The 22,290-nt window shown below is 51.6% G+C and carries 13 protein-coding genes; all 13 read right to left on the reverse strand.

The genetic code is table 11. The annotated features are described in order from the left end of the window. Nucleotides 1-42: 42 nt before the first annotated feature. Nucleotides 43-1,431, reverse strand: coding sequence for a hypothetical protein (locus tag ACCC71_RS05670; RefSeq protein WP_434311447.1), 1,389 nt, complete (start codon nucleotides 1,429-1,431; stop codon nucleotides 43-45). Between the two features lie 81 nt (nucleotides 1,432-1,512). Continuing rightward, nucleotides 1,513-2,808 carry an ATP-binding protein gene (locus tag ACCC71_RS05675; protein WP_434311448.1) on the reverse strand — a complete coding sequence of 432 codons (1,296 nt, stop codon included), beginning with the start codon at nucleotides 2,806-2,808 and terminating at the stop codon, nucleotides 1,513-1,515. A 177-nt stretch (nucleotides 2,809-2,985) separates the two neighbouring features. Then, the gene (locus ACCC71_RS05680; RefSeq protein WP_434311449.1) at nucleotides 2,986-3,810 is read right to left on the reverse strand and encodes a DUF6273 domain-containing protein; all 825 of its coding nucleotides are present in this window, start codon (nucleotides 3,808-3,810) and stop codon (nucleotides 2,986-2,988) included. An 83-nt stretch (nucleotides 3,811-3,893) separates the two neighbouring features. After that, nucleotides 3,894-5,081 (reverse strand): hypothetical protein, encoded by a 1,188-nt coding sequence (locus ACCC71_RS05685; RefSeq protein WP_434311450.1) that lies wholly within the window; start codon nucleotides 5,079-5,081, stop codon nucleotides 3,894-3,896. Next, entirely contained in the window at nucleotides 5,074-5,403 is a 330-nt protein-coding gene (locus ACCC71_RS05690; protein ID WP_434311451.1) for a hypothetical protein, read from the reverse strand. The genes ACCC71_RS05685 and ACCC71_RS05690 overlap by 8 nt, the downstream gene beginning before the upstream one ends. A 34-nt stretch (nucleotides 5,404-5,437) precedes the next feature. Next, nucleotides 5,438-5,758 carry a hypothetical protein gene (locus ACCC71_RS05695; RefSeq protein ID WP_434311452.1) on the reverse strand — a complete coding sequence of 107 codons (321 nt, stop codon included), beginning with the start codon at nucleotides 5,756-5,758 and terminating at the stop codon, nucleotides 5,438-5,440. 11 nt (nucleotides 5,759-5,769) lie between these two features. Next, nucleotides 5,770-6,231: a hypothetical protein gene (locus ACCC71_RS05700; protein WP_434311453.1), complete on the reverse strand. Its 462-nt coding sequence runs from the start codon at nucleotides 6,229-6,231 to the stop codon at nucleotides 5,770-5,772. Between the two features lie 12 nt (nucleotides 6,232-6,243). Then, nucleotides 6,244-7,179, reverse strand: coding sequence for a peptidoglycan-binding protein (locus ACCC71_RS05705; RefSeq protein ID WP_434311454.1), 936 nt, complete (start codon nucleotides 7,177-7,179; stop codon nucleotides 6,244-6,246). 22 nt (nucleotides 7,180-7,201) lie between these two features. Then, nucleotides 7,202-9,901, reverse strand: coding sequence for a DUF859 family phage minor structural protein (locus ACCC71_RS05710; RefSeq protein WP_434311455.1), 2,700 nt, complete (start codon nucleotides 9,899-9,901; stop codon nucleotides 7,202-7,204). A 15-nt stretch (nucleotides 9,902-9,916) separates the two neighbouring features. Next, entirely contained in the window at nucleotides 9,917-14,689 is a 4,773-nt protein-coding gene (locus ACCC71_RS05715; RefSeq protein ID WP_434311456.1) for a hypothetical protein, read from the reverse strand. Nucleotide 14,690: 1 nt separating this feature from the next. Continuing rightward, nucleotides 14,691-15,485: a phage tail domain-containing protein gene (locus tag ACCC71_RS05720; protein ID WP_434311457.1), complete on the reverse strand. Its 795-nt coding sequence runs from the start codon at nucleotides 15,483-15,485 to the stop codon at nucleotides 14,691-14,693. A gap of 4 nt (nucleotides 15,486-15,489) precedes the next feature. Next, nucleotides 15,490-15,717: a hypothetical protein gene (locus ACCC71_RS05725; protein WP_434311458.1), complete on the reverse strand. Its 228-nt coding sequence runs from the start codon at nucleotides 15,715-15,717 to the stop codon at nucleotides 15,490-15,492. Nucleotides 15,718-15,739: 22 nt separating this feature from the next. Then, the gene (locus ACCC71_RS05730) at nucleotides 15,740-22,093 is read right to left on the reverse strand and encodes an SH3 domain-containing protein (RefSeq protein ID WP_434311459.1); all 6,354 of its coding nucleotides are present in this window, start codon (nucleotides 22,091-22,093) and stop codon (nucleotides 15,740-15,742) included. Between the last annotated feature and the right edge of the window lie 197 nt (nucleotides 22,094-22,290).

The raw sequence follows: 22,290 nt of genomic DNA on the forward strand, positions 1-22,290 counted from the left end.
GCGGTTCCTTCACCCATTGTTCATGGCAGACCGGATTTTTGCCTATTGTTTGATAGAAAATTGGGGGCGTACGCCGCCATTGGGATAACCGCCTCCAATATAGCCGGCTTCACCGCCTGCTCGAACGGCAGCGACAGTATTGCTGCCACATATGTCGCGCAACCACCAATTTTCGCCATTGCCGATTCGGGATGGCTCTAAGGCGAAAAGCGGATATTGGCTTTTATCTACGGGATAGTCATTTAAGGGATATTCCGTGTTTGAAACAGCTCCGTGGATTTTACATCCGTATACATTTTGCTCATTCATAAGATCTACTGTGCTATCGTACCAGGATTCTCCGGCAGGCTTTCCGGACATTACTGTATTACAAAGATTCAGCTTATGCGACAGAATATGTGTAGAGCCAAAAGCATTTTGAATCGTGTTTTTGGCTTCTTCCAGTCCGGTTTCATGCATGTAGGAGCCAGCGTATCCGTTGTCCATACCGTCGGCGTCAGTGGTGACAGGGGCATAGTACAGGCTCTGATCCGGAATAAGTACTACATGATGAGTCGTGCAGGTAGTATCGCCCGTACGATAATAATAGTCAAAGGCGGCGATACGATAGTTGACATCATTGATCGACCAGTAATCACCGATGTATAAGTCTTGAAATGTACCGGAACCGATGGCTTCCCATTGTTCCGGTGTAACCTCCGAACCAAGATTTTTGCCTCGATAAATACTATTATGCGATCCTGCATTCGGATAGATAAGCTCTTTTAATTGATCAATTTGTTCTTGATTTTCTTCCAATATGCTTTGCAACTCATTAATCGCGTCAATAATAGAACCCTTTTCCGTAGTAGAAAGAGAAGAGAGCGTTCCAATCCGCGTAGCCAGGATATTGCCCTGAGTGGAATCCAGAGCCATACCGGCAGTCGTGGTAGTCAGGTTGTTGGCAAGCGCAGGGGTATCCCCCTTTGGCCCCTGAGGGCCGGTTTCTCCAGGTTCCCCTTTCGGCCCCTGGGGGCCAGGTTCGCCCGGCTCCCCTGGCTCCCCCTTTGGTCCTTGCGGTCCAGTTTCTCCCTGTGCTCCCGCGGGTCCCTGGGGTCCGGCAGCTCCGTTGAATTCTCCGGCGGCCAATTTTTGGAGAAGGTTAGCTTTTACGGCATTGGCGCCTTTCGCGGCTTGATTGGCGGACGCTGCGGCTTCATTTGCAAGGGCTACATCTGCGGCATATGCTTCCACCTGTTCGAGGGAAGCGGCCACGTTGGCGGCGTGTGCCTCGATTTGATCGAGAGCATCCTGTGCGGATTCGGCGGCATTCTCCGCCTTGGCGGCAGCGGCTAAGGCTTCGGGAGTAACATCCCCCGTATCGCCTTTTTCCCCGCGTCCGATGGAGATTTGTTTGGTGAGATTTTCTGGAATACTTATGGTTGCTTTCATTGCTGATGATTCCTCCTTTTATTTTCTTAAAAAAAATAACACCCACTGTATAAAGTGGGCGTTACTCTTGCTATATTTGATTTAGATACAAAATGCGGCGTAAAGAGGAACAGTCTTTTTTCCATCTTCAAAGCCAAAGTTTTTTGTAGAGAGTTTGATGGCATAATCAGGCTTGTAGGTTTCCATATAAACCTTTAAACTTTTGGCTCTGGTGTTGTCGGCGGATTTAACCTCAATGGGAATAAGTTTGCTGTCACGCTGAATGATAAAATCAATCTCCGCACCCCGCTCAGACGTCCAATAGTAGGTGTGATATCCATTAATCGCGAGCTGTACATGGACATAGTTTTCAGCCATGCCACCCTTAAAGTCATTCAGTTCCTCCACCATGTAAAGGATATCGTTTGCCGCTAAATCTTTCTTCGCAAGGAGTAGTCCCAAATCCGACACATAAATTTTAAACGCATCGATGTCACGGTAATTTTCCAGAGGCTTTTTGATTTGTTCCACCTTGTAGACCCGCGATACGATACCCGATAGGCAGAGCCATTCGATCGCATTTTCAAACTCCGAAGCCCGCCCGCCCTTTTTTATCAGCTTATACTGAAAGCGGGTATTTTTCTTAGAAAGCTGTACGGTAATGTTGTCGTAGGCAAGCCGTGTCTTTTTGATTTCATTCAAGTTGTTATATTTGCTCATATCATTGAGATAGCTGAAAAGAATCGTGTCCTGCGTATGACGGACAAGGATATAGTCTCTTGTTTCAACAAACTGCATGACACACTCCGGCATACCGCCCACAATGAGATACTGGCGGTAGAGCTGCATTGCCGCATCGTGGAGAGCGGAAGGCAGCGGCGTGTTGGCAGCAAAGCATTTTTTTATCTGATCTACAAGAGCGTCCTCGCCCATGGCAAGCATAAATTCCTCCATGTCCATCGGATACAGGGTTTTCATATCCACTTTACCGACAGGGAAAGAGAATTTTGCCCGGTTTACCGCCACGCCAAGCAGACTGCCCGCCACAATGATGTGGTAGTCGGGAGCGTCCTCGCAAAAGTATTTCAGCGAAGTCAACGCCCTTTCACAAAGCTGTACCTCGTCAAAGATAATCAGAGTCTTTTCTCTGATAATTGTCTGCCCGGCAATATGGGATAAAATCGGTATCAGATAATCAGGGCCGATGTTTTCCTCAAAGGTTTCATTTAGCTTTGGATTTGTTTCAAAATTGAAATACGCTACATTTTCATAATGGGTGCGCCCAAACTCCAAAATGGAATAGGTCTTGCCAACCTGCCTTGCTCCCTGCAAGATAAGAGGCTTGCGGTGTTCGTTGTCTTTCCATGTTTCTAAGAAGCACATAATTTTTCTATACATAAATTCGCCCTCCTTAAAGGTGCTGATTATAGTATAAAAGATGTTCGTGTAAAAATCAATGATATTTATTGAAAAAATACACATTAAAATACACGAATATTTTTTGGATAATTCCAAATTTGACATGAACACCGCAAATTCTCCTTTTTTAGACTTTCCTAACTTGTGCGATTTCCTTTAACAGATGCAAAAAGCTGGCCGGACACCGTAGAAATTAGATGCATTGGAGGCGTCTGCACCACCGTTCGCATGGACGTTTGCAAAAATAGTAGAACCAATGACATCCCTCAGCCACCAGTTTGTGCGATTGCAGATGCGGGATGGCTCCAATGCAAATAGTGGGAGCTGAGTTTTTTCCACTCGGTAGTTTTTCGGCAGAGAACTTGCGTCGGACACGGGGCTGTAAACCCCGCTTCCATAGACCATTTGTTCATTCATTAAATCTACCACGCTGTCAGACCATTCCCCTGTGGATGCTTTTCCACCGGAAACCTCTTTATTGATATAAATCCGATGGGATAAAACATGTCCGCTAAATGCGGATTGGATCGTGGTTTTTGCCTGTGCCAGATTAGTGGTGTACATGGCGGAGCCCTTATAAGCTCCGGCAGTTGTATTCGATGCGTTCATATGCGCACTATAAAGGCACGTGTCTGGCACAATGACAACGTGGTGAGCAGTACAGTTCGTATCTCCGGTATTGTAATAATAATCAAAGGCAGCGATACGATAATTTACGTCGCCGATGGTCCAGTAATCTCCGATATATAAATCCTGAAAGGTTCCGGAACTGATGGCTTCCCACTGTTTCGTTGTGACTTCTGTGCCTAGATTTTTACCGCGGTAAATACCGTTATGAGAGCCGGCATTACCGCTGATAAGAGCATTTAATAGATCATGCAGAGTTTTTCCATCCGTATCTACGACACACTCTGTCGATGTAATGGGGTACACAGCCCCGTCCGTATCATTTAAAGTTGCTTTTCTTCCTGATGTTGGCATATTAATCTCCTTTCGATATAGATTGTGATACGTTCGAAATTTAGTTGTTTTTTCCTGAGACGTTTTTATGGCAGATTTTCATTTTACATAAAGGTGATGGAATTTACCTCTATCGAATCAATCCAGACCGTAACATTTCCATACCAATCCAAATAGTCACTACCGGAACCGGTGCAGGAAAACGTTCCATTTTGATAAGTGATTTCATATGTTTTTGAAAAACTGACATCAGGCCCTCCATCACTTAATTTCCCTGTGACGGTTACACTCATAACAAAATTACTGGAAAAAGGGTAGACTGTATCGGCACCTCCGGCAGCAGTTTTATACCCTGTAATTTTTCCGCTTGTCTCGTCGACGATAAATTCAGGAACATTGTTTAGAGTTGCATTTAGTTGGTCAACCATGGTTTGCTTGGCGTAATAAGTAGGCGCTTGTCCTCCTAGCGTATCTGCATTTAACATGATACCAACAGGTGGATTTTCCGTACTGTCCGACGCATAGACGCCGGAACCAGCCAGGTTTTCCAGCGTTTCACTGAGCTGGTTCAGCTGCCCCTGCAGGTTAGTGGATGTACTTTGCAGTTCATTGACCGCATTGACGACAGAGCCTTTTTCCGTGGTGGAAAGAGAAGAGAGCGTTCCAATCTGATTTGCCAAGATATGGCCCTGGGTGGAATCCAGGGCCATACCGGCAGTCGTGGTAGTCAGGTTGTTGGCAAGAGCGGGGGTATCTCCCTTTGGTCCCTGAGGGCCGGTGTCACCCGTTTCCCCTTTTGGCCCTTGAGGGCCGGTGTCACCCGTTTCCCCCTTTGGTCCCTGAGGGCCGGTTTTGCCCGTTTCCCCCTTCGGCCCCTGGGGGCCAGGTTCCCCTGGCTCCCCTTTTGGTCCTTGCGGTCCAGTTTCTCCCTGCGCTCCCGCAGGCCCCTGGGGCCCGGCGGCCCCGGTGAATTCCCCAGCGGCCAATTTTTGAAGAAGGTCAGCCTTTACAGCATTGGCGTCTTCCGCAGCTTGATTGGCGGACGCCGCGGCTTCATTGGCAAGGGCCACATCCGCGGCGTATGCTTCCACTTCTTCGAGGGAAGCGGCTACGTTTGCGGCGTGTGTCGTGACTTGATCGAGAGCATCCTGTGCGGATTCTGCGGCTTCCTCCGCCTTGGCGGCAGCGGCTAAAGCTTCCGGAGTAACGTCCCCGGTATCGCCTTTTTCTCCGCGTCCGATGGAGATATGTTCTGTAAGATTGCCTGCAGCGCTTATGGTTCCATTAATCATCGGTTACCCCTCCCTCTACGCGAAAATAGCTGGGACCGACGACGGTATCGACCCGTCCGTCCGCAAGATTGCATTGCAGGTCGTAGACGTATTCGCCGCAGGGCAGGTTGGTGTCGGTGGAAGAAAGCAAGATTTTTCCATCTCCATTTTCAAAGGTAGTGATGATTTTTTGAAGGACAGAGTCTGGATCGGACAGATTCTTTTTTACGGTAAAAAATACCTGATCGCCCGTTTTCAGTTCATAGTTGTCAAGATGGATTTCGATGGCGCCGGTGTCGCCCTGGATGACACGGATAAGATTGTTGTTTTCAATTTGAAACATAAAATAGCCTCCTTTTGGTGATAAATGATATGGTTTATTTTGGTTCTTTGCCTAACAGCTCTTCGACGCCCAGAGCTTTTGCCAGGGCGGTCACATCTTTTCCCACATACAGTAAGATCGAAGCGTTCATGATCATAGAGGGAGTGATGCCGAGGGCGGATAGATCAGTGGTTTCAAAACAGTAGCCCAGGCTTACAAAAGAGAAGCCGACGATGACCGCTTTGATCAGTCCGGAGAGAAAAAGGGTTTTGCTGAAACGCCGTTTTTTCCGGCCGACCTGATAGTAAGTACCCAATAAAATGTTGACGGCCATGGCAAGAGCCAGGACCGAAAGGTTTTGTCCAAGTTCGTACATATAAGTTCCTCCTATTCTTCACTGAGTCCGCGTACTTCCAGAAGGCGGACTTTTTTCATTAAGGTTTTTACGTAGCCATTGCCATGAAAAAGCTCTTCGTAGGTTTCGAAAAGTTCTTCCAGGGCTTTGAGGCGGTTGGCGGAGATGAATCCGTCGGAGATTGCCTCTTCGGAAGCCCGGACAATGGAATGGCGGATTTGTTTTAGATTTACTTCATTTTGTCGTTCGTTTAATTGCTTGATTTCCAGTAACGTCTGCTCGATTTCTCCGATGGCATCGCTGTGGGCTTGCACCAACTGTTTGTACTCGGCGTTTTCTTCCTGAATGCGCCAGGTTTTATCAAACCATTTGTACAATTTAACCGCCAGGCCGGCAGTGGAGGCAAGAATAGCCCCCACCGCCAGTAAAAAGCGGAGAAAATCAGCGGTACTGATCGAATCGAGCAGGCTCCAGATCGTTACGGAAGTTTCCATAACAAGTGTCACCTATCCTTTCGATGCGTTTTTGACAAGAGCGGAGAAGGTAGCCGGTCCGCAGCGTCCGTCCACGGTCAGGCTGTATCGCTTTTGGAATTGACGGATGGCTGTTTCGCAGCCGGGACCGCAATGGCCGTCAAAACCGTTGGGATTCAGACCGTGGCCGTAGAGAAGCCCTTGTACAAGAAAGGCAGGAGTTCCCTGCACTCCCCGGCAAACGGTGTGATAGGCCTTGCGGGAGGCAGGGCCAAAGCTTCCGTCTACCGCAAGTCCAGCATGGTAAGTTTCGTTGAGATATTCCTGCATGGCCATCACCGCAGCTTTTTTTGTGCGAGGGCCGCAGCTTCCGTCCACTTCTAAGCCGATTTTCAGGCGGTCATTTAACCAACACTGAAATTTTTGAACGGGAGAGAGGGTTCGGATTTCTTCTTCCGCGGAAAGATCATCCTCAGAGGAATCTTCCGCAAGAAAGCGGATGACGCAGATCAGCCCTTTGTTTTTCAGCGTGGCGGAGCGGGAAGGCGTGGACTGACGTTTGGCGCAGTAGGAGGCCATATCCTTTACGGTACCTCCCATGCCGGAGCCATGGCCAAAGCACTTTCCATCGCCGATATAGATTTCCACATGCCCCACGCCCTGTGGGCGGCTGGCGTCATTTCCACGAAAATAGAGGTGATCGCCGATTTCCATCTTCGTTTCGTCTGGAATCCCGCCCCGGATTTCCATGGGAACCTGCTTTCCCAGAGGGGATTTTATCTGGGCTCCGGTGTAGTCCCCGATGCGAAGGCCAAACAGCTTTTTCAGCCAGTAGTAAGGGGTGGAAGAGCAGTCGCCCCAGCCGGACTCGACCAAAAGGCGTTTGGAATCGGACTGAGAGTATTGATTTTTCTTTTCGCGGCTCAAAAGAGCCGCGCGGTAGATCGAACGTTTTTCTTGAATTGTCATATGGTATTCTCCTATATTAAGATTATTTTTCGGAAGGAACCAGCTTGGCCAGCTGTTCCTTTAAGGATTCCACTTCCGTCATCAGAGACTGAATCGCGGAGATCATCGGGGCGATAAATTCATCGTAGCGCAGGCCATAGGTGTACTCCCCTTCGATGGGGATGGACTGGATCTGGCCGTTCTCATCCTCCTGCTCCACGTACTTGGGGGACTTGATAAAGCCGGCAAAGTCCGTGGAATCTATCCCCAGTTCCTCCATCACGTCCTCTACTTCCTGGGAGATTAAGCCCCAGTGGGTACGGTTTGATGTGGATTCAATGAATTTGTAGGTCTTGGTGGATAATTTTTTGATGAACTGTTTGGCCAGCTCCGCGTCCATGTTTTTGATCTCTTTCTTTTCGTTTCGGTCGGACGTGTTGATGGTTCCGGATCTGGCGAAGAGCTGATCCCAGCGTTTGCTGTCGCTGCCAAGGCTCATATAGCCGCTGACATCCGGGCAGAAGGCCCAGCGGTTATCCAATACCCCATAGAAAATGTAGTAGTTGGTTTCATTGGACGCGCCAAAGTACATGCGCTGATCTTGGCTGCAATAGATGCGTCCGCCTTTGTTCGTGGCGTTCCAGTAGAAGCCGCGGTTAAAAGGGATCAGGACATTTCCGCTCAAGGTTCCGCCGGATAAGGGCAGATAACTGTGCGTGTGGGAAGCCGCGGCATAATTGTGGGTGTGGGAGGCCGCGGCGTAGTTATGGGAATGGGAAGAGGCGGCGTATTTGCTGGATAAAAGGGTTCCGTTCTCCTTGACGCCTCCGCTGGCTGCCAAATTTAAGGTGTTGCTTCCATCGGCGATGATTCGCGCCGTGTAGTCCGAGGTGGAGTTGTTGTGGTGGAAGTCGATGTGTGGGGTCGCCTGGTAGAGTTCCAGCCCATTTTTCGCTACCAGGGAGTCAGCTACCTCCAGTGTTTTATAGAAATGGCTGTCGAAATTGACCTCCAATCCATTTCCGACGGAGCCTTTTCCCAGGGCAATTCCCTGATCGCCCTTAAAGTCGAGCAGATAAAAGAGCGATTGGATGCTGACGGTTTTTGTATCGGCTGCCGCATTGCCGTTTGCGCTGTCATAGATTTCCAGGCGGAAGGAATAGGATTTTTCCGTGGAAAAAGCGGCGTTGGCGGAGCCATTTGGAATGATCCAGTCCGTCAGAGAGACCGTTTGGGTTTCCGCGGCGTCTGCCTCGCCGGTGTAACTGGCGACGGACAGTACGGTGCTGCCGTAGACCAGTTTGACGGCAGCGGAATTGGTATACGTCTCGCTGGCCGGTTTAAAATAAGACGCGGTGTAACTGATTTTGCAGTTCGCGTTGCCATCTCCGCAGCGCTCCACCTGAAAGCTGGTGATCTTTGGCATTTCATAGTTGGAAACCTGGATGGTTTTGGTCGCCGTCTTGGAATAGCCGCGGGTATCTTCCAGGTAATACACGATCGTATAGGTACCGGCGGAGGAAAGCGGCACGTTGGAAAACGAATTCCCGTAGCTGGTTCCATTGATGGTGATTCTCTGGGTTTTGACGCCGGCCCCATATTTTACCGAGGCGTTGGAGAAGGAGCCGGAAATCGTGGAACGGCCTTTCAAATAGTAACCGTTTTGCGTATTTCCCGGCGATAAAACCTCGGTGAAGGAAGGTGTATAATCTAGATTGGAAGGCAGGGAGAGGGTCAGGTTCGCCGAGGAAGAGCCGATCAGGGTCGTGCCGCAGTAGGTGGACACGGTGACGGTTCCTGTGCCGCTCTTTGCAGAAGGGATCGCCGAGGCGTAAGTGCTGACGCTCGGCGAAAAGGCATAGGAGCTGGCGCTGCCTGTGGCGATCGTGGCAATTTGACTGGAAATCTGGCCAAAAGCGAAGCTGACTTTATAATTCAGATAATTGCTTTTTCGGGCAATGTTCACGGTGGTGGAGCTTCCCATGGCAATATTGGCGGAACTAAGGGACAGGGAGGCGGCAGGAATCTTAGCCGTGAACGTCGTAGACTTTGCTCCGATGACATTGCTGACCGTGCCGCTGTAGGTCAGCATGTGGGTGGTTACCGTGACCGAAGACAGGTTTTTCTGGTACATGTACTGGACGATGGACCAGGGCACAGTGGCCGTTAAGGTCGTGTCCACGCCGTCCTGGAGGAAGACCGTCGCATCTAGGTTGTTGGCGTCCTTGACCGTCATGGAAATCCGGTGTTTAAAAGCGGATGAATACCGGGTGATGGAGTAGGACTGGCTTTGCCCGAGATAGAGGGAGCTGGAGCCGATGGAGAAGGTGGAGCCCCGCGGGATGGAGTTGCAGACGTGGCTTCCGCTTACCTCCAGGGGACTGATGCTGCTGGAGTAGGAGTTGGTGTATTTGGCGGAAAAGGAGAACGTCTTGGTACCGTCTCCATTGTGGCCTACGACAGTGGTGCCGGAGGCCAGGATATAGGCGTTTCCTTCTCCATTGGGGGCTTTTACGGTTCCGATGTCGGTCGAGTTGAAGACTTCACTGCCGTTGATGGAGACGACTACGTGGTTTCCCTCTTTACGGGAATAGCTGCTTTGATAGCTGTCGTTCCGGTATAGGCCGAAGGCCCAGGTGATGGTGGAGGAGTTGGCGTTGACATTGTTGGATTCAACGATGGCAAATTTCCCCATATAAGCAGAGTTGGAGCTTGAGGGGTTGTAATAATTGTAACTACTCATGGTTTCACATCCTTTTTATGAATTTTTAAATGAAAGGGAAAGGTGCTCGCTAAAGCTGCCAGATTCTTCGAGGGACATCCTCTTTTCCCAGACATAATTCCCGATCTGAAGAGAATCGGAAACAGTGGAATTTTGTACATGGGATTCCGCAACCCGGAGTTTGCGGGAGGTGAAATAAGCGTAAACGCTCCCTTCCGCCGCCAGGTTTTCCAGCTCTTCCTCCGAAAAGCCAGTCCGCTCCGCTGTCCAGATCGGATCTTTGGAAAGAATCATCGCGTCCGCGCAGATCGTCAGAACAAAGGAATTGTTATTGAGTTCGGACAGCAGGAAACTGACATGCCGATCGTCCAGCTCCAGCGTATTCTGGATGTGAGCAAGACTTCCCTGGCTTTGGGCGGATTCGGATAGATACCGCCGGATGCGATTGTATTCGGAGAGCACGGACAAAAAGGCGGTATAGGTAGTTTGGATTTCATCGTAGCTGCCAGCAAAATCGAAATCCTGAGAATCTTTCTCCTGGTAAGCGCTGAGAAAGCTTGAGATGAGCTGGATGATCCGATCGCAGTAGCCTTCCTCCGCGTCAGTCTGATAAGAGGTAAGGAGAAGCTGAAGCCTGTCCTGATATGCCGCGCCGTAAGTGCTGTTCTGATAAGCGGCGTTTTTGTATTCCGCCGGAATCGTATCGAGGTCCAGCTGATTGTCTAGGATTTCATTTTTCTTTAGCTCCAAGGCAGAGAGCAGAGAGGCGACCTTGCTGACATTCAGGGTATCGCTTTTCAGCTGTCCCGTGATGTCTTCCGCGGTAGACGACTGATAAATTTCCGTGTAGCGTTGAAGTGCTTCTTTGTAGAGCGTGAATTTCTGGTCGATGTCCGCTTTTTCTTCCAGAGTAACGACACGATCCTGGGAGACCTGGCGGACGGCGTCGGTCAGATTTTCATAAGCGGTGTCGTATTGATCCTTGATCTCGTCTAAGCTTTGACGCGTAACCTCTGTAATATTTTCCTTTCCGGTCAGGGAGACATATTCCTGATCGATGCGGGTCTTGTCGGTGCTGAGATAATTGAGCTGCTGGGACAAGATCAAAATTTCGCTTTCGCTGATGATTCCGTCCCGGAAAGAAGAGTTGACTGCGTTCTCAAATTGAAAGAGGGTCTGCTGTGTCTGGTAGGATTCATAGTACAGCTTCGTCTTAAAGGAACACTGGAATTCCAGGGGAAGCCGCTCGGTTACATAGAGAACGTCCGGGGCTTCATAGGAGCGGAGATTGCGCAGGGCGTCCTGCTCTGCTTTGGCAAAGATCTGAAAGACCGGCGTTTCCAGGGGGTATTGAACCATCAGGGGAACGCTGCTGCTTTGGCAGGAGGTCAGCCAGCTTTGGAAATCTTCCGCGGAAGAAAAGCGGGAATCCCGGAAGCATAAGCGAGGCTTTTCCTCCGGGGAGGCGCTTTCCGATAAATAGACGGAAATGTCTTCGCCAGAGTCCGACGCAGCCCCGGCGTAATAGTTGGAAAGACAGGTTCCGGATGCAGCTGCCGCCAGAGGAGGCGTGAAAGAGAACACGCCGTCTTGATAAGCGATTGCTTCTTCCCCGGTAAAGGTGTGAGCGTGGATGCGCCGGAGGATACCGAATTCCCCGTCCTGCTCGACGATTTCATCCTTTTCCTCTCCCAGGGAGCGCAAAGGCTCGGAGAGAGGAAGTTTCACTTTTTGAATCAGAGGAGCCAGCGAAGCGGCATTTTCCGATGTGAGATCCTCCGGGGCAGGAGTCCAGATGGTATGTTCCACGGCCCCCAGTTCCAGCTTGGGTTCGTTGACCAAAATGCTGCCGCTGTTTGATTGGCAGGTAAGCGTGATGGATTTGATGGATTGGCCGGACAGCTCAAAACTTTCCTGGATGCGGAACTCTTCCAGATCGTCCTCCGCCGGCTCATATAGACAGGAAAAGGTTTCCGATCCCTCTTCCCGATACTCTACCTGACAGGTGACTCCAGCATGAACGGAAGTGGAAGCAGCTAAAGACTGCCGGTGAATCCGGCAGGACAGCGTGATGCTTTTTTCTTCCCTGCCTTCCAGGATGTCGGGGAGATCCGGCTGGACAGATAAGTTGACCTCCGGATGAGTTTCATCCGTTGCGGCGGATTGGCTTTCCAGGATAAAATTCCGGTTTGCCTTGCTGCAGATCAGTTCCAGATATCCGCAGTCCCCGACGCTTGCGATCGGATACCAGGCTCCCGGCGTGCTGGGGGTGATTTCCTGGATGCTGTTTCCCAGTAAGGATTCCAGCCGCACGCATCCGTCAGCCTGAGCATGGAGGCAGAGAACCTGGTTTTCTTCCGACGTATGGGTGCAGAGATTTTCCACGTCCTTTTTGGATTCGGTGATCGTATCCGTCTTAATATTTTCCAGATACTGTTCCAGAGTGATGCCGCTGCTGCTTCCTCCGGCGTTTAGATGAAAGGAGTTGACGTCGATAGTCAGACCGGAGCCGGGGATCAGCTGAAGGTTGGGCGTCAGGATGGAGCCGTCAGCCCCCAGATACGTGCCTTCCAGAACACGCGTATTGTCCTCGCTTTTTCGGAAGTGTGGGCTTCGCAGCGCCCCGGCGTCAATGACCCACTGGCCGATGGTAGCGCCTAAGGCGTACAGGTCGTCTACCAGAACCGTATCGGCGATGAGGCCGTACTTCTGGGAAATACTTCCATCGGCGTTTTTGATCTCGATCTTTCCCAGGGCGCTTCGGATGGTTTTCCAGTAATCGTCGGTAAACAGAATCTTGTTTTTCTGGATTAAGATCTGCTCCGGTTCGAAATCGCCGGCGGTTTTCCTCGACCGCCCCCATAAGCCGTAACGGTCGATGGTGATTTCCTGATTGTCGTCGTTGTAGATGCCCGCGAGGGCGGCGTTGAGACCGTGCTGAATCATTTCCTGGATGAACTGATAGGCGGAGTCGTAGTTGTCTTTTTGGGCGGCGATGGACTGAAAGCTGGCCGCGGCGCTGGTGGCGCTGCCGATCTGCCGCCCGATGTCGTCGACCATCTTGTCGCTTTCGACCCGGTCGGCAAAGGTAAGGCGCAGTTCTTCCGGCTTTTCATAGGGGATTTCCGCCCCGATGATGCGGATTTTTTCCGCGTAGCCTTCGTGCATCTCCAGCGTCATGAAGTTTCCCAGTTCCAGGGTTTCTCTGGAAAAATCAAAATCCTTACGCAGGGCCGGATTGAAAATCGTGCAGTTCCAGGTCACATGGGGGCGGCAGTTCTTGTTCAGCTCCTTTTCCGCCTGGGCGAGGAGCTCTCTGGTAATCTCCATCCGGTTGGCGTAGGAGTCCAAGTCTGTGGCAAAATAGTTGTCGTTGGAGTATTCCTCTTCGCGGATAAAGGATTGAAGCTCATTCCACGAGGCGAGTACCTGGGAAGAAAGCGCTTCTCCGGACAATCCTTCCGAGGAAAAATATTCCCGAAGGCGTGTGCGGATATCGCAGCTTTGGCGAAGCTGGGCCTTTTGCTGATTGACCGTCTGAATCTCCGCATTCAAGGCGTCGATCTGGCTTTTTCGCTGATCAAGAGCGGCGCGGGAAGCGTCCAGAATCCGTAGGATCTGTTCATAAGGAGCGTCTTTGGTGTGTCCCTCCTGCACCCGGACGGACTTGGCTTCCTCGTAGGCGTCATAGATGGCTTGCAGGTAAGCTTGCCCGTAATTGAACCGCTTTTCCGCCGGCACGGACGAGGCGTACGTCGTCCAGGAAAAGGCGGCGGTTAACTCCGAGGCGGAGAGTTGGTTCAGTTCAGCGAGGGTTCCATCTTCCTCTTTGGTCTGGCTTTGGGGGGTGGAGTGAAGATATTCCTGGAGGAGCGTGTTTTTTTCGTCCCAGACCAGCAGCTTTTGGCTGTAGCTTTCGGAGACCTGGTTATAATAGGCCACGTAGGCTTTCCAGGCGTCGATGGTTTCCTGGCTCATGTACTGGGGCGTTAAGAAGTAGTCCAGGCGGATCAGCTGGCCGGAAGGGGCGGGAACCACGTCCTCCGTGTAGATGCCCTCGCCTCCGGATACCCGGAGCGCTGTGACGATAGCATCCTCGTCGGTCTCGATCTGAATCTGTTGGTTCAGGTTCTCAAAGGAAGCGTAGATGCCGGTGTCTCTGCCGTAGTCAGAGAGCAGATAGCAGGTGATGGTCCGTTCTTCCTTTCCGTAGAGGAACAAAAGCTCATATTCTTCCTGGAGGCTGATCAGAAAGCTGCGGACGCTCTGACGCGTCAGGTCGTAGGTGGGATAGCGGCCGCACAGCTTCGCGTATTCTTCGGAAGCGCCGCCCATTTGCAGGCTCCATCCGGTGCCGGATAAGGCCCGGTGCAGGATACTGTGTTCCCGGTCCGATTCGTCAAAGAGATGGGAGCGCACATAATTTCCCTCCGCGTCGGTTTCGTCCCCTTCTTCAAAGGTGTTTACCTGGAAATCATCCAGGTACCGGGAATCTAGTTCCGTCTCCCAGGAAGTACCGGAGACCTTTTTTACCTCCCGGCCGTCGGAGGAGGTCTCCACCGAGATGGAGAAGTGGCCGTGGGGCGGGAGATAGACGAGTTGGAGCGTTTCCAGGGCGTCGTAGCAGGGATTTTCTTTTCCCTGATAGAGACGGGGAACCTCAAAGGAAACTGTATTGAAATCGTTTAGATTTTCCGTGACGGTAAGGCCTGTCACAAAGAGCAGGCCGATGGTTTCCAGGTTCCTTTTTTGCAGGTATACGTCCGGAACCTGGATATTTCCTTTTGCATCATAGTGAAAAAGACTCATATTAGATACCTACCTTTCTGGGCTCCCGATAAGTCAGCGTCAGAGAAGCGTTTCCTTCGATCTTCCATTCGTTGACGCCGTCGGCCAGGGAAATCCAATTTTTATCGAAATCATCCAGGATGGAATGGGAAGGCAGAGAGGTTAAAAGGCCGGAACCGGTTTTTTCCATGGTCAAAATCTCGCCGGCAGAGAGGTTGTAGAAACGGGAAAACGAGCCGTTGGTACAATTTTTCAGGGAGACGTTTCCGGCTGCGCCGGCGGTGAGAATGATACGGGGATAGATGGGATCCGGGGAATCCGAGCAGACGTCGAAGTCCGTGGTTCCGGTGGACAAGGTCCGGGTGATCGGGGCGGAAAAGCCAAAGGGCGCGTCGGCGGTGAATTCTGCGGTAAAGCCGATGCAGTTGCCGCCCAACATTTCCTTTTCCAGGCTGGTCACATGGACAAAATAGGAGATGTGAAAGAAATCATCCCAGTCGGAATCAAAATCTTCGAAGTGAAATTCCTGAAAGTCCGGGCAAAAGGTCAGCCATTTTGCCAGCCGGCGTTCTTCCTCAAGGGAGAAAAAATGATCGGGGCCGCAGGGCTTTCCAAAGGAGATCGTAAAGGTGATCGGAGCTTCGTATTTGCTGCCCGCCATCTGCCAGCGGTAGTGGGCCGGAGGCTTCTCCGCCGTATAGGTGGGGACGTAGGGAAGCGATATTTTCACTTCCCCGCCGCCGTCAAAAGAGCAAAGGCGAAGGCCAAGGTTTTTGAGGGATTGGCCGCCGAACACAAAACTTTTTGCTGTTGTCATAAGATTACCTCCTTTCCTCGGAGACCAGAGCCTTCCAGTCTTCACGGATGGCTAAGATCTCTCGATATTTTGCGCCGCTGGCGCGTTTGATTTCCTGGGCCTCCTGGAGTACTTCCCGGAGTTCCCGAAGTGCGGTCCTGCAGGCCTCGTGGCCCTCGGCAAGACGTTGGTTTTCCCGGCGGAGACGTTCGTTGTCCGCCTCTAGGATGGCTATTTTTTCTTTTAAAGTCATGTGAAAATCCTCCTTATAGAAGTTATCTTTTTACGGTATAGGACTGGATGGACTTTTTCATATCCCGTCCAAAGTTTTTCAGTTGCTGATCCATCTGCCGGCTCATGCGGGCCGCGACCTCGTCGGTGGCGATGCCGTCCACTTGAACCAGGGGAGACTGGATGGGGATGGTGATATTGGTGACCGGAGAGGCGGCGGAAACCGCGTGGGCGGTCCGATTGGTTTGACGAAGGAAATCCTCCGGCCGGTATGCGCCCCAGGCAAAGAGGTTGCGGCTGAGATCGGCATTCGGAATGATGTCGCCGGCCTCCACAGGAGTGAGAACCGCACGGCGGCTGGGGGAGATGACGATTTCATCACCGGTTCCATCGGAAGTCCAGGCCCAGGAAGATACGCCGGCGCGGCGTGTTCCGGCTGCGTAGCGGCGGAACCATTTGGCCACGGCCCAGCCGCTCAGGCTGCCTTTGCGAATCTGTACCCAATCGCCGTCCTCCGCTAGAATCTCAACCTCTGTGCCACGGGGAAGCGCATCAAGGATACTGCTTTTGGTAGATTTGCCGGAACGGATCCTGACTCCACTTTTGGCGATAACCTCGGCAAGTTTCCGGTCTGTGCCGGAAGAAGAGCCGGACGTTCCGCCATATTTTCGCCGGTATTCCTCGGAGTTGATAATCCCCTGGCGGACTTCCTCGGCTGTCATCCCGTTTGCCATCCGCTGGTTCCAATCCTCCAAACCAGCCTCATCCGGTTCCCGCTTCAACAGATCCAGATACAGGCCCCGGATATAGTTCCGGTTCTTATCCACCACCGCGCTGACTGCCGCGGAATCCGTGGTATCATTCACATGGCCCGCCTGGATGGGCCCGCTCTTCTGGCCGGTCACCGCCTCGTTCTGCTTTGCAATCGACGAAAGCATCGACTGGGTCGCCTGCTCGATCCGGATTGCCATGGCGTCGTAGGCATCCGAAATCTGTTTCAGATGCGCCGTGATCGCCGCATCCGCATCGGCCACCGTGCCCGTATAACTCGTCACGGCATTTCCAGCCGTAGACCATACGCCGGTGATCCCCTCGCTGATCTGATACCCGGTTTCCTCCGAAAGCTTCTGCAGGCTTTCCCGGACCAAGGAAACATTCCCATTGATCTGGCCGGTCAGGTCCGCAAGAGCCGTCTTCGTATCCTTGGCGTAGGCTTCTAAGGAGTCCTTAAAGTCCTCAAACTCCTGATCCAAAACTTCCACCTGGATTTCGTACTTCTTATCGGCCTCCGTATCCTCTAGCTTTTCCTGGGCCTTGGCCAGGTCCGCCTGCAGCTGCTTCCGCCGCTTTCTCGCGTAGTCGGAGTCATTGCCTTCTAAAGCGGAAAGCTGCCGCTCCATCTCCCGGATACTGGTTGTCTGCTCCGCGATGGTTTTCTGATAGTCGGATTCCTCCTTGGCGGTTTTCAGGGCTTCCTTCCGCTTGCCTAAGATATCCTCGTAGGCATCCGCCTGGGCATCCAATTGTTCCTGGATGAGGTCCAGCATGTCCTCCTCATAGTCGTAGACATCGGAGATGGCATCCCGGTAATCCTCCATCAGCTCATTTCGTTTTTCCATGTAGGCGTTATACCCGGAAGCGCCCATCTGGTCCGCTCCGGAACCCTTGGCCTCCGCATCCAGGGAAGCTAGGGCCGCCTGGTATTCGGAAACCGACTGTCGGACGATGGCAAGTTTCTGGGCCATCAGACCAGCGGAGGCCAGGCCCGCTTCCGTGTAGGCACCGGTCTTTTTCACCAGGTCTTCGCGTTTCAAGAGATCCAGCAGGAAGTCGGTCTCCTCCGTCAGATCTTGGTAAGCCTGTACCTTTCTGGAAAGGTTCTCCCAGCGGATGTCATCCATGGCCTGCTGCATCTCCAGGATGGACTTGGTGCAGGCATCGATGGCATTGGCATTGTCCAGGATTTGTCCAGTCAGGCGGTACCAGTCCTCGGAATTCTTGACGATCACACCGCGGGAAACTTCCCGGTCCAGGAGAGCCTGCAGCTCCCGGTTGGCCGCTTCCAAAGAAAGGCGTTCCTGCTCGGACAGCTCCTGCATCTTCTGGTAATAGGCCATGCCGATGGAATCCCCCCTGGCCTCCAGGAGATCAAGCCCAGACTCAAAGCGGGAGCGTTTGGAAGAAAGAAGATCGTTTCGATTGTCCAGTTCCTCCTGCAGGTTCTCTAACTTAGCCTTGGCATTCTCCCGGAGAGCCTCGGTATAATCCGCGGCAGCCTTGGAAGCATTCTGGTAAGCCTCCCTCTGCACCGCTAAAAGGGCATTGTACTTCTCCGCCAGGACCAGCGCAGAGCCGGAGAGGGAAGAGGTATCGATCTTTTCCTTGGCCTGGAAAGCAGAAAGGAACTGGTCTCTGGTGGCATTCTTCAAAAGCCCCATCTGGATGGCCAGCTCGGTATTGGCATCCACCAAAGCGCTGTTATAGGTATCCAGCTGATTTTTCAGGTTCTGGGTCTGCTGGTCTAAGAGGTTGTTCTTTTCCGTCAGGCTGAGAGCATTTTTATAAGCCTGTTCCAGGCGTGACATGGCGTCGTCCAGCCGGTCGATCTTCTCCTTGGTCTCATCGAGGCGGAGGTTGGCAAAATCCTCGGCGGCGCTTCGGATATCGCCCCGGAGGGAAGAAAGCTCCCCCGCGCAGTCCTGGGCCTTATCATAGAAATCCTGGAAAGTATCGATGGACTTCTTCAAGTCCTCGTCGGTAATCTTCTCCAGGTCAATGCGTCCAGAACGGACCAGAGCCTTATAGTGATCGGAAAGGTCGGTGGAATCGGCCTCCTGCCGATAGCGGTTTGCGGCTTCTTCGAGGAGCTGCATCTGCTCGATCATGGAAGAAAAAGCAGAATCAAAGCCAGCCTTCTTGGCAGCGGTGGAGACGGAAGACTCCACGGAGTTAAGGAACTCCTCGGTGCGGGCCTTTAGGACATCCAGCTTGCGGACGATCCAGTCGACGAGCTCCTCAAAGGAATCCTCCGCATCGCCGGTGCCGGAAGCATAGGCAGGACCGGAGAGCGAGTTCGGAATGGTGCCGGAAGCATAGGCCCTGCCCCTGCCGCCGCCGGAGGTAACGTAGCCATTTTTCAGGATTTCCTCGGTCTGCTTATGGTTAAAGACGATAGCGCCCTTGGGGATATGGGTGATCTCAGCGCCGGTATCGCCGACGGTCCACCAGCGGTTGCCATAGACGATCAGTTCCTGGCCCAGTTCCCCGGTAAGAGCGTTCTCACTGCGCTTGGTACCCCAGCTGCCCCTGGCGTAGGACGCAGAAGAGAAGGGAGGAAGGCCTGTCAGGCCGCCGAGGGCTAGAGCACGGGCAGAGAGGGAAGGGAAGGTACCGAGGGCATGGGCGGTGCCATCGGCCTGGTGGAGGAGTGGTGGAAGGAGAGGGGAAATCGTAGAACCGGATGAGAGCTTCGGGAAATATGAGACAACGCCTGTTTTGGCCGGAGGAATCCAGGCATTAACAGACCATGCATCAATCTTGTAGGAACATGTCCCCTCGGCATCGTGGGGCGTGTTTACGAATTGGTCGACTTCTCCACTATTTACTTTTACATTGAGTGTGCTCAGTGCCCCTGCATCCAAAGCCTGCAGCGTCTGACTCAGGCTGGTGGAATCCACACCGGTGATCTTCAACTGTGCCTTTACGTCTTCCGGAAGGTTCTGGATTTGACCGGAAATTTTATCCAGGTTATCCTGGGCAGTCGAAATGTCCGCTTCAACCCCGATTTCTTTTGCAACCTCCAGATCGCCGGCAGCCATTTGATAAGCTTGGAGCAGTCCGATTCCTTTCTGAATTTCGATATCTGCACCGGATGTATCGACAGACATGATCGTCGGCTGATTCAGGGACTGCTTTTGGCGGATCAGCGTAGCTAAGATGGTGACGGCTTCCTGCGCGCCATCCATGCTTAGATCCAATTCGCCATCGGAATTCTGGAAAGACTCCAATAAAGTTTTCGCCTGCTCCGTCTGAGCGTCAAGAGTCTCCGTATTGGAAGGATCAAACTGGAAGTCCTCCGTGACCTTTTCCAACTTTTTCAGGGTATCGAAAGCAGAATCGGAATGGCGTTCCAGTTCTTCCAGGGAAGTCATGTAGTTTGTGAAAGGCTTTTCTTTACTCTGGACGTCATAATCATAGTCCCTGGCTTTGGCCAGGATCGCCTCGATATTTTCCTCTTCCGTGTGCAGCTGGGCGGCAATTGCTTCTACGTCATAGATCCCGTCCTCCGAATGGAAATCTTCGAGAAACTTTTCGACGCCTTCCTTTCCTTCGGTAAAATACTGCTCTAACTCAAGGGCCCGGTTAAATGCCTCCTTAACCTGTTCACTGGAAGCATTGGTCAGATCGTCGGAGGAAAGCAGATCAGCAAGGGCCCGGTATTCTTCTGTTCCCGTAAGGCCAGCTTCTTGGAGCTCTTTCCCTCGCCGGAAAATTTCCTGGTAAGAGTCGTATTTATCACCTTCTTCCCCGCCGGATTTTACCCGGATCCAGTTTTGGTAGGCAGAGGTTAAGCCGTCGTACTGGGAGGCAAGCTGGGTTGCGTTTTCATACTCCTGATATAGGCGGGAGATTTCTTCCTCATTGGCATTGGTGCGGATGGCAGTCTGCCATTTGGAGTAGGAATCCTTTACATTTTGATAGAAAGTCTCCGCGGTCTGATCCTGGTATTCCTTGTTCAGCCTGCGGAGTTCGTCGACATTTAGATGGATGCCGTCGGCCGTGGTCTGAAAGAGCTTAGATGTGTCATAGCCTTCCAGTCCCTGGAAGGCAGAGGAAAGCTGGGTAATGCTCTCTGTGTCCAAACCAGTGCCAGAGAGGGACTTGGCCAGGGCTGTGCCAGTTTGATCGAGAACAGCAGCGGCGGATGAATAGAGTGCTACAAAACGTTCTGAGTTTGAAGCCAGATCATCCATACCGTCGCTGGCGGAGGCGCTGATGATGCCGAAATCTACCAGTAAGTCCGTAAGCTTTTTCAATTCGGCTTCAGAAGTATCCGAGATAATGCCAAACTCCAGGGCAGATTCGACAAAATCTTGTACGGCATCTTCCGCGCCTTGAATATTGGAAACTGTACTTGGGTCGATAAAATTATCGGCGGAAAGGTTATAGCCTTTTAAAGCGTCACCAGCATCCTTGACAGCCTGCTCTGCAGAATTTGCGCCCCCTCCATTTAAAGCGTCATGGAAACGGAGCGCAGAATCCGCAGCCTGGTTCAAACCCTTGTAGGCATCATCGAACAGGTATTTGAAAGAGTTGTCGCCCATTGCTTCGACGTCTGCACGGATTGTTTCGAATTCTGACCTTGCCGCTGAGAGAGCTTCGGTATCTTCGGGGTTTAAAAGCGCCTGATTATATTTCATAATCGCCTGCGTATACTGGTTATACTTATCCGCGATTGAACCGGCACCGGTCCCTTGGGAAACCATTTCTGACATAAGGGCTTGTTTGTAAACCGCTTGGCTGTCATCAAGGATTTCCTGGTTTTTGGTTAAAGCATCGGAAGATTGATCAAAAATATCATTGGTAAAATCCGTATCTCCCAGTTCTGCGTGAACACGATTCAGAAATTGCTTGATGACGCGGTCGGCTTCTGTGGCGTCTCCATCAAAGTAGATGGTTGAACGGGTTTTTAAACTATTTTCCTGAAGACGGAGTCCTTGTGATTCAAACTCCTTGACAATGGATTCCAGAGTTTTTACATCATCTGGATTTTTGGAAGCTAAAGAAAAATCTCCAAGGGAATAGTGGCGTTCCTTTGTCATTTCCTCTTTTGCAACTTTTATGCCTTTTCTTTCCCGATGCAGATAGTCCAGAGCATCCTTTTCGGAAAGCTGCTCCATCAGACCAATTTGCGTCTGCAGGCTGCCGTTGACCAGGTCGATGCCCTGAGCTTGGGAGCCGTAGGAGTTGACCAGCTGTTGCTGGATGGAGAAGAGTTGTTCCTTTGCCTCTGCTGCCTGGGATTCGGACAGAGCTCCAGAATCGAGAGCGGTACGGAGTTCCGTGACCTGGGAGATCATAGAATCCATGTTGGAATTTTTGGATACAAGTTCTTCGGTGGCGCTTTGAGCCGCCTTTAAGGCCTCCTCCCTGGCATGGACCAGTTCACTGATGCCGGAAGCGATTAGGCTGATGCCAGCACTGATGCCGAAGGACATGAGGCCGTTTAAGGCAGTGGAGGCAAGCTGAGTGCCGATGGCTGCCCTTTGAGCGGACTTCGCCTGCTGATTTAGGTGCTTGTTCAATCCCTCGATGGAGTACTGGGAGGAATCAGTGGTTTTTAGGTACTGTTTGGTGGATTCGTCTAAATTTTTAAATTTTTTTAAAGTTTGATCCAATCCTCGTTTTTGGACGGAAGAGAAGGCTTCGCGTATGTTGTTTTTTTTGTTTGGGGGAATAGAACTTACCCCTTTGGGAATATAAAAATCACTTTCAATTTTAAACTTATTTGTGTTTTTATTGCGTGAAAAATGCGGGCAATTCGCTGTTTACAAATGGGTGTTGTGATGTTATGATGAAACAAGTAGTATAATGT

Origin of the sequence: Hominifimenecus sp. rT4P-3 (assembly GCF_051055405.1) — a bacterium.
Lineage (GTDB): Bacteria > Bacillota > Clostridia > Lachnospirales > Lachnospiraceae > Pseudolachnospira.

Bases quoted from the DNA above. Each gene is read 5' to 3' on its own strand.
- ACCC71_RS05670 (WP_434311447.1), bottom strand. From the start codon at position 1,431: ATGAAAGCAACCATAAGTATTCCAGAAAATCTCACCAAACAAATCTCC.
- ACCC71_RS05675 (WP_434311448.1), bottom strand. From the start codon at position 2,808: ATGTATAGAAAAATTATGTGCTTCTTAGAAACATGGAAAGACAACGAA.
- ACCC71_RS05680 (WP_434311449.1), bottom strand. From the start codon at position 3,810: ATGCCAACATCAGGAAGAAAAGCAACTTTAAATGATACGGACGGGGCT.
- ACCC71_RS05685 (WP_434311450.1), bottom strand. From the start codon at position 5,081: ATGATTAATGGAACCATAAGCGCTGCAGGCAATCTTACAGAACATATC.
- ACCC71_RS05690 (WP_434311451.1), bottom strand. From the start codon at position 5,403: ATGTTTCAAATTGAAAACAACAATCTTATCCGTGTCATCCAGGGCGAC.
- ACCC71_RS05695 (WP_434311452.1), bottom strand. From the start codon at position 5,758: ATGTACGAACTTGGACAAAACCTTTCGGTCCTGGCTCTTGCCATGGCC.
- ACCC71_RS05700 (WP_434311453.1), bottom strand. From the start codon at position 6,231: ATGGAAACTTCCGTAACGATCTGGAGCCTGCTCGATTCGATCAGTACC.
- ACCC71_RS05705 (WP_434311454.1), bottom strand. From the start codon at position 7,179: ATGACAATTCAAGAAAAACGTTCGATCTACCGCGCGGCTCTTTTGAGC.
- ACCC71_RS05710 (WP_434311455.1), bottom strand. From the start codon at position 9,901: ATGAGTAGTTACAATTATTACAACCCCTCAAGCTCCAACTCTGCTTAT.
- ACCC71_RS05715 (WP_434311456.1), bottom strand. From the start codon at position 14,689: ATGAGTCTTTTTCACTATGATGCAAAAGGAAATATCCAGGTTCCGGAC.
- ACCC71_RS05720 (WP_434311457.1), bottom strand. From the start codon at position 15,485: ATGACAACAGCAAAAAGTTTTGTGTTCGGCGGCCAATCCCTCAAAAAC.
- ACCC71_RS05725 (WP_434311458.1), bottom strand. From the start codon at position 15,717: ATGACTTTAAAAGAAAAAATAGCCATCCTAGAGGCGGACAACGAACGT.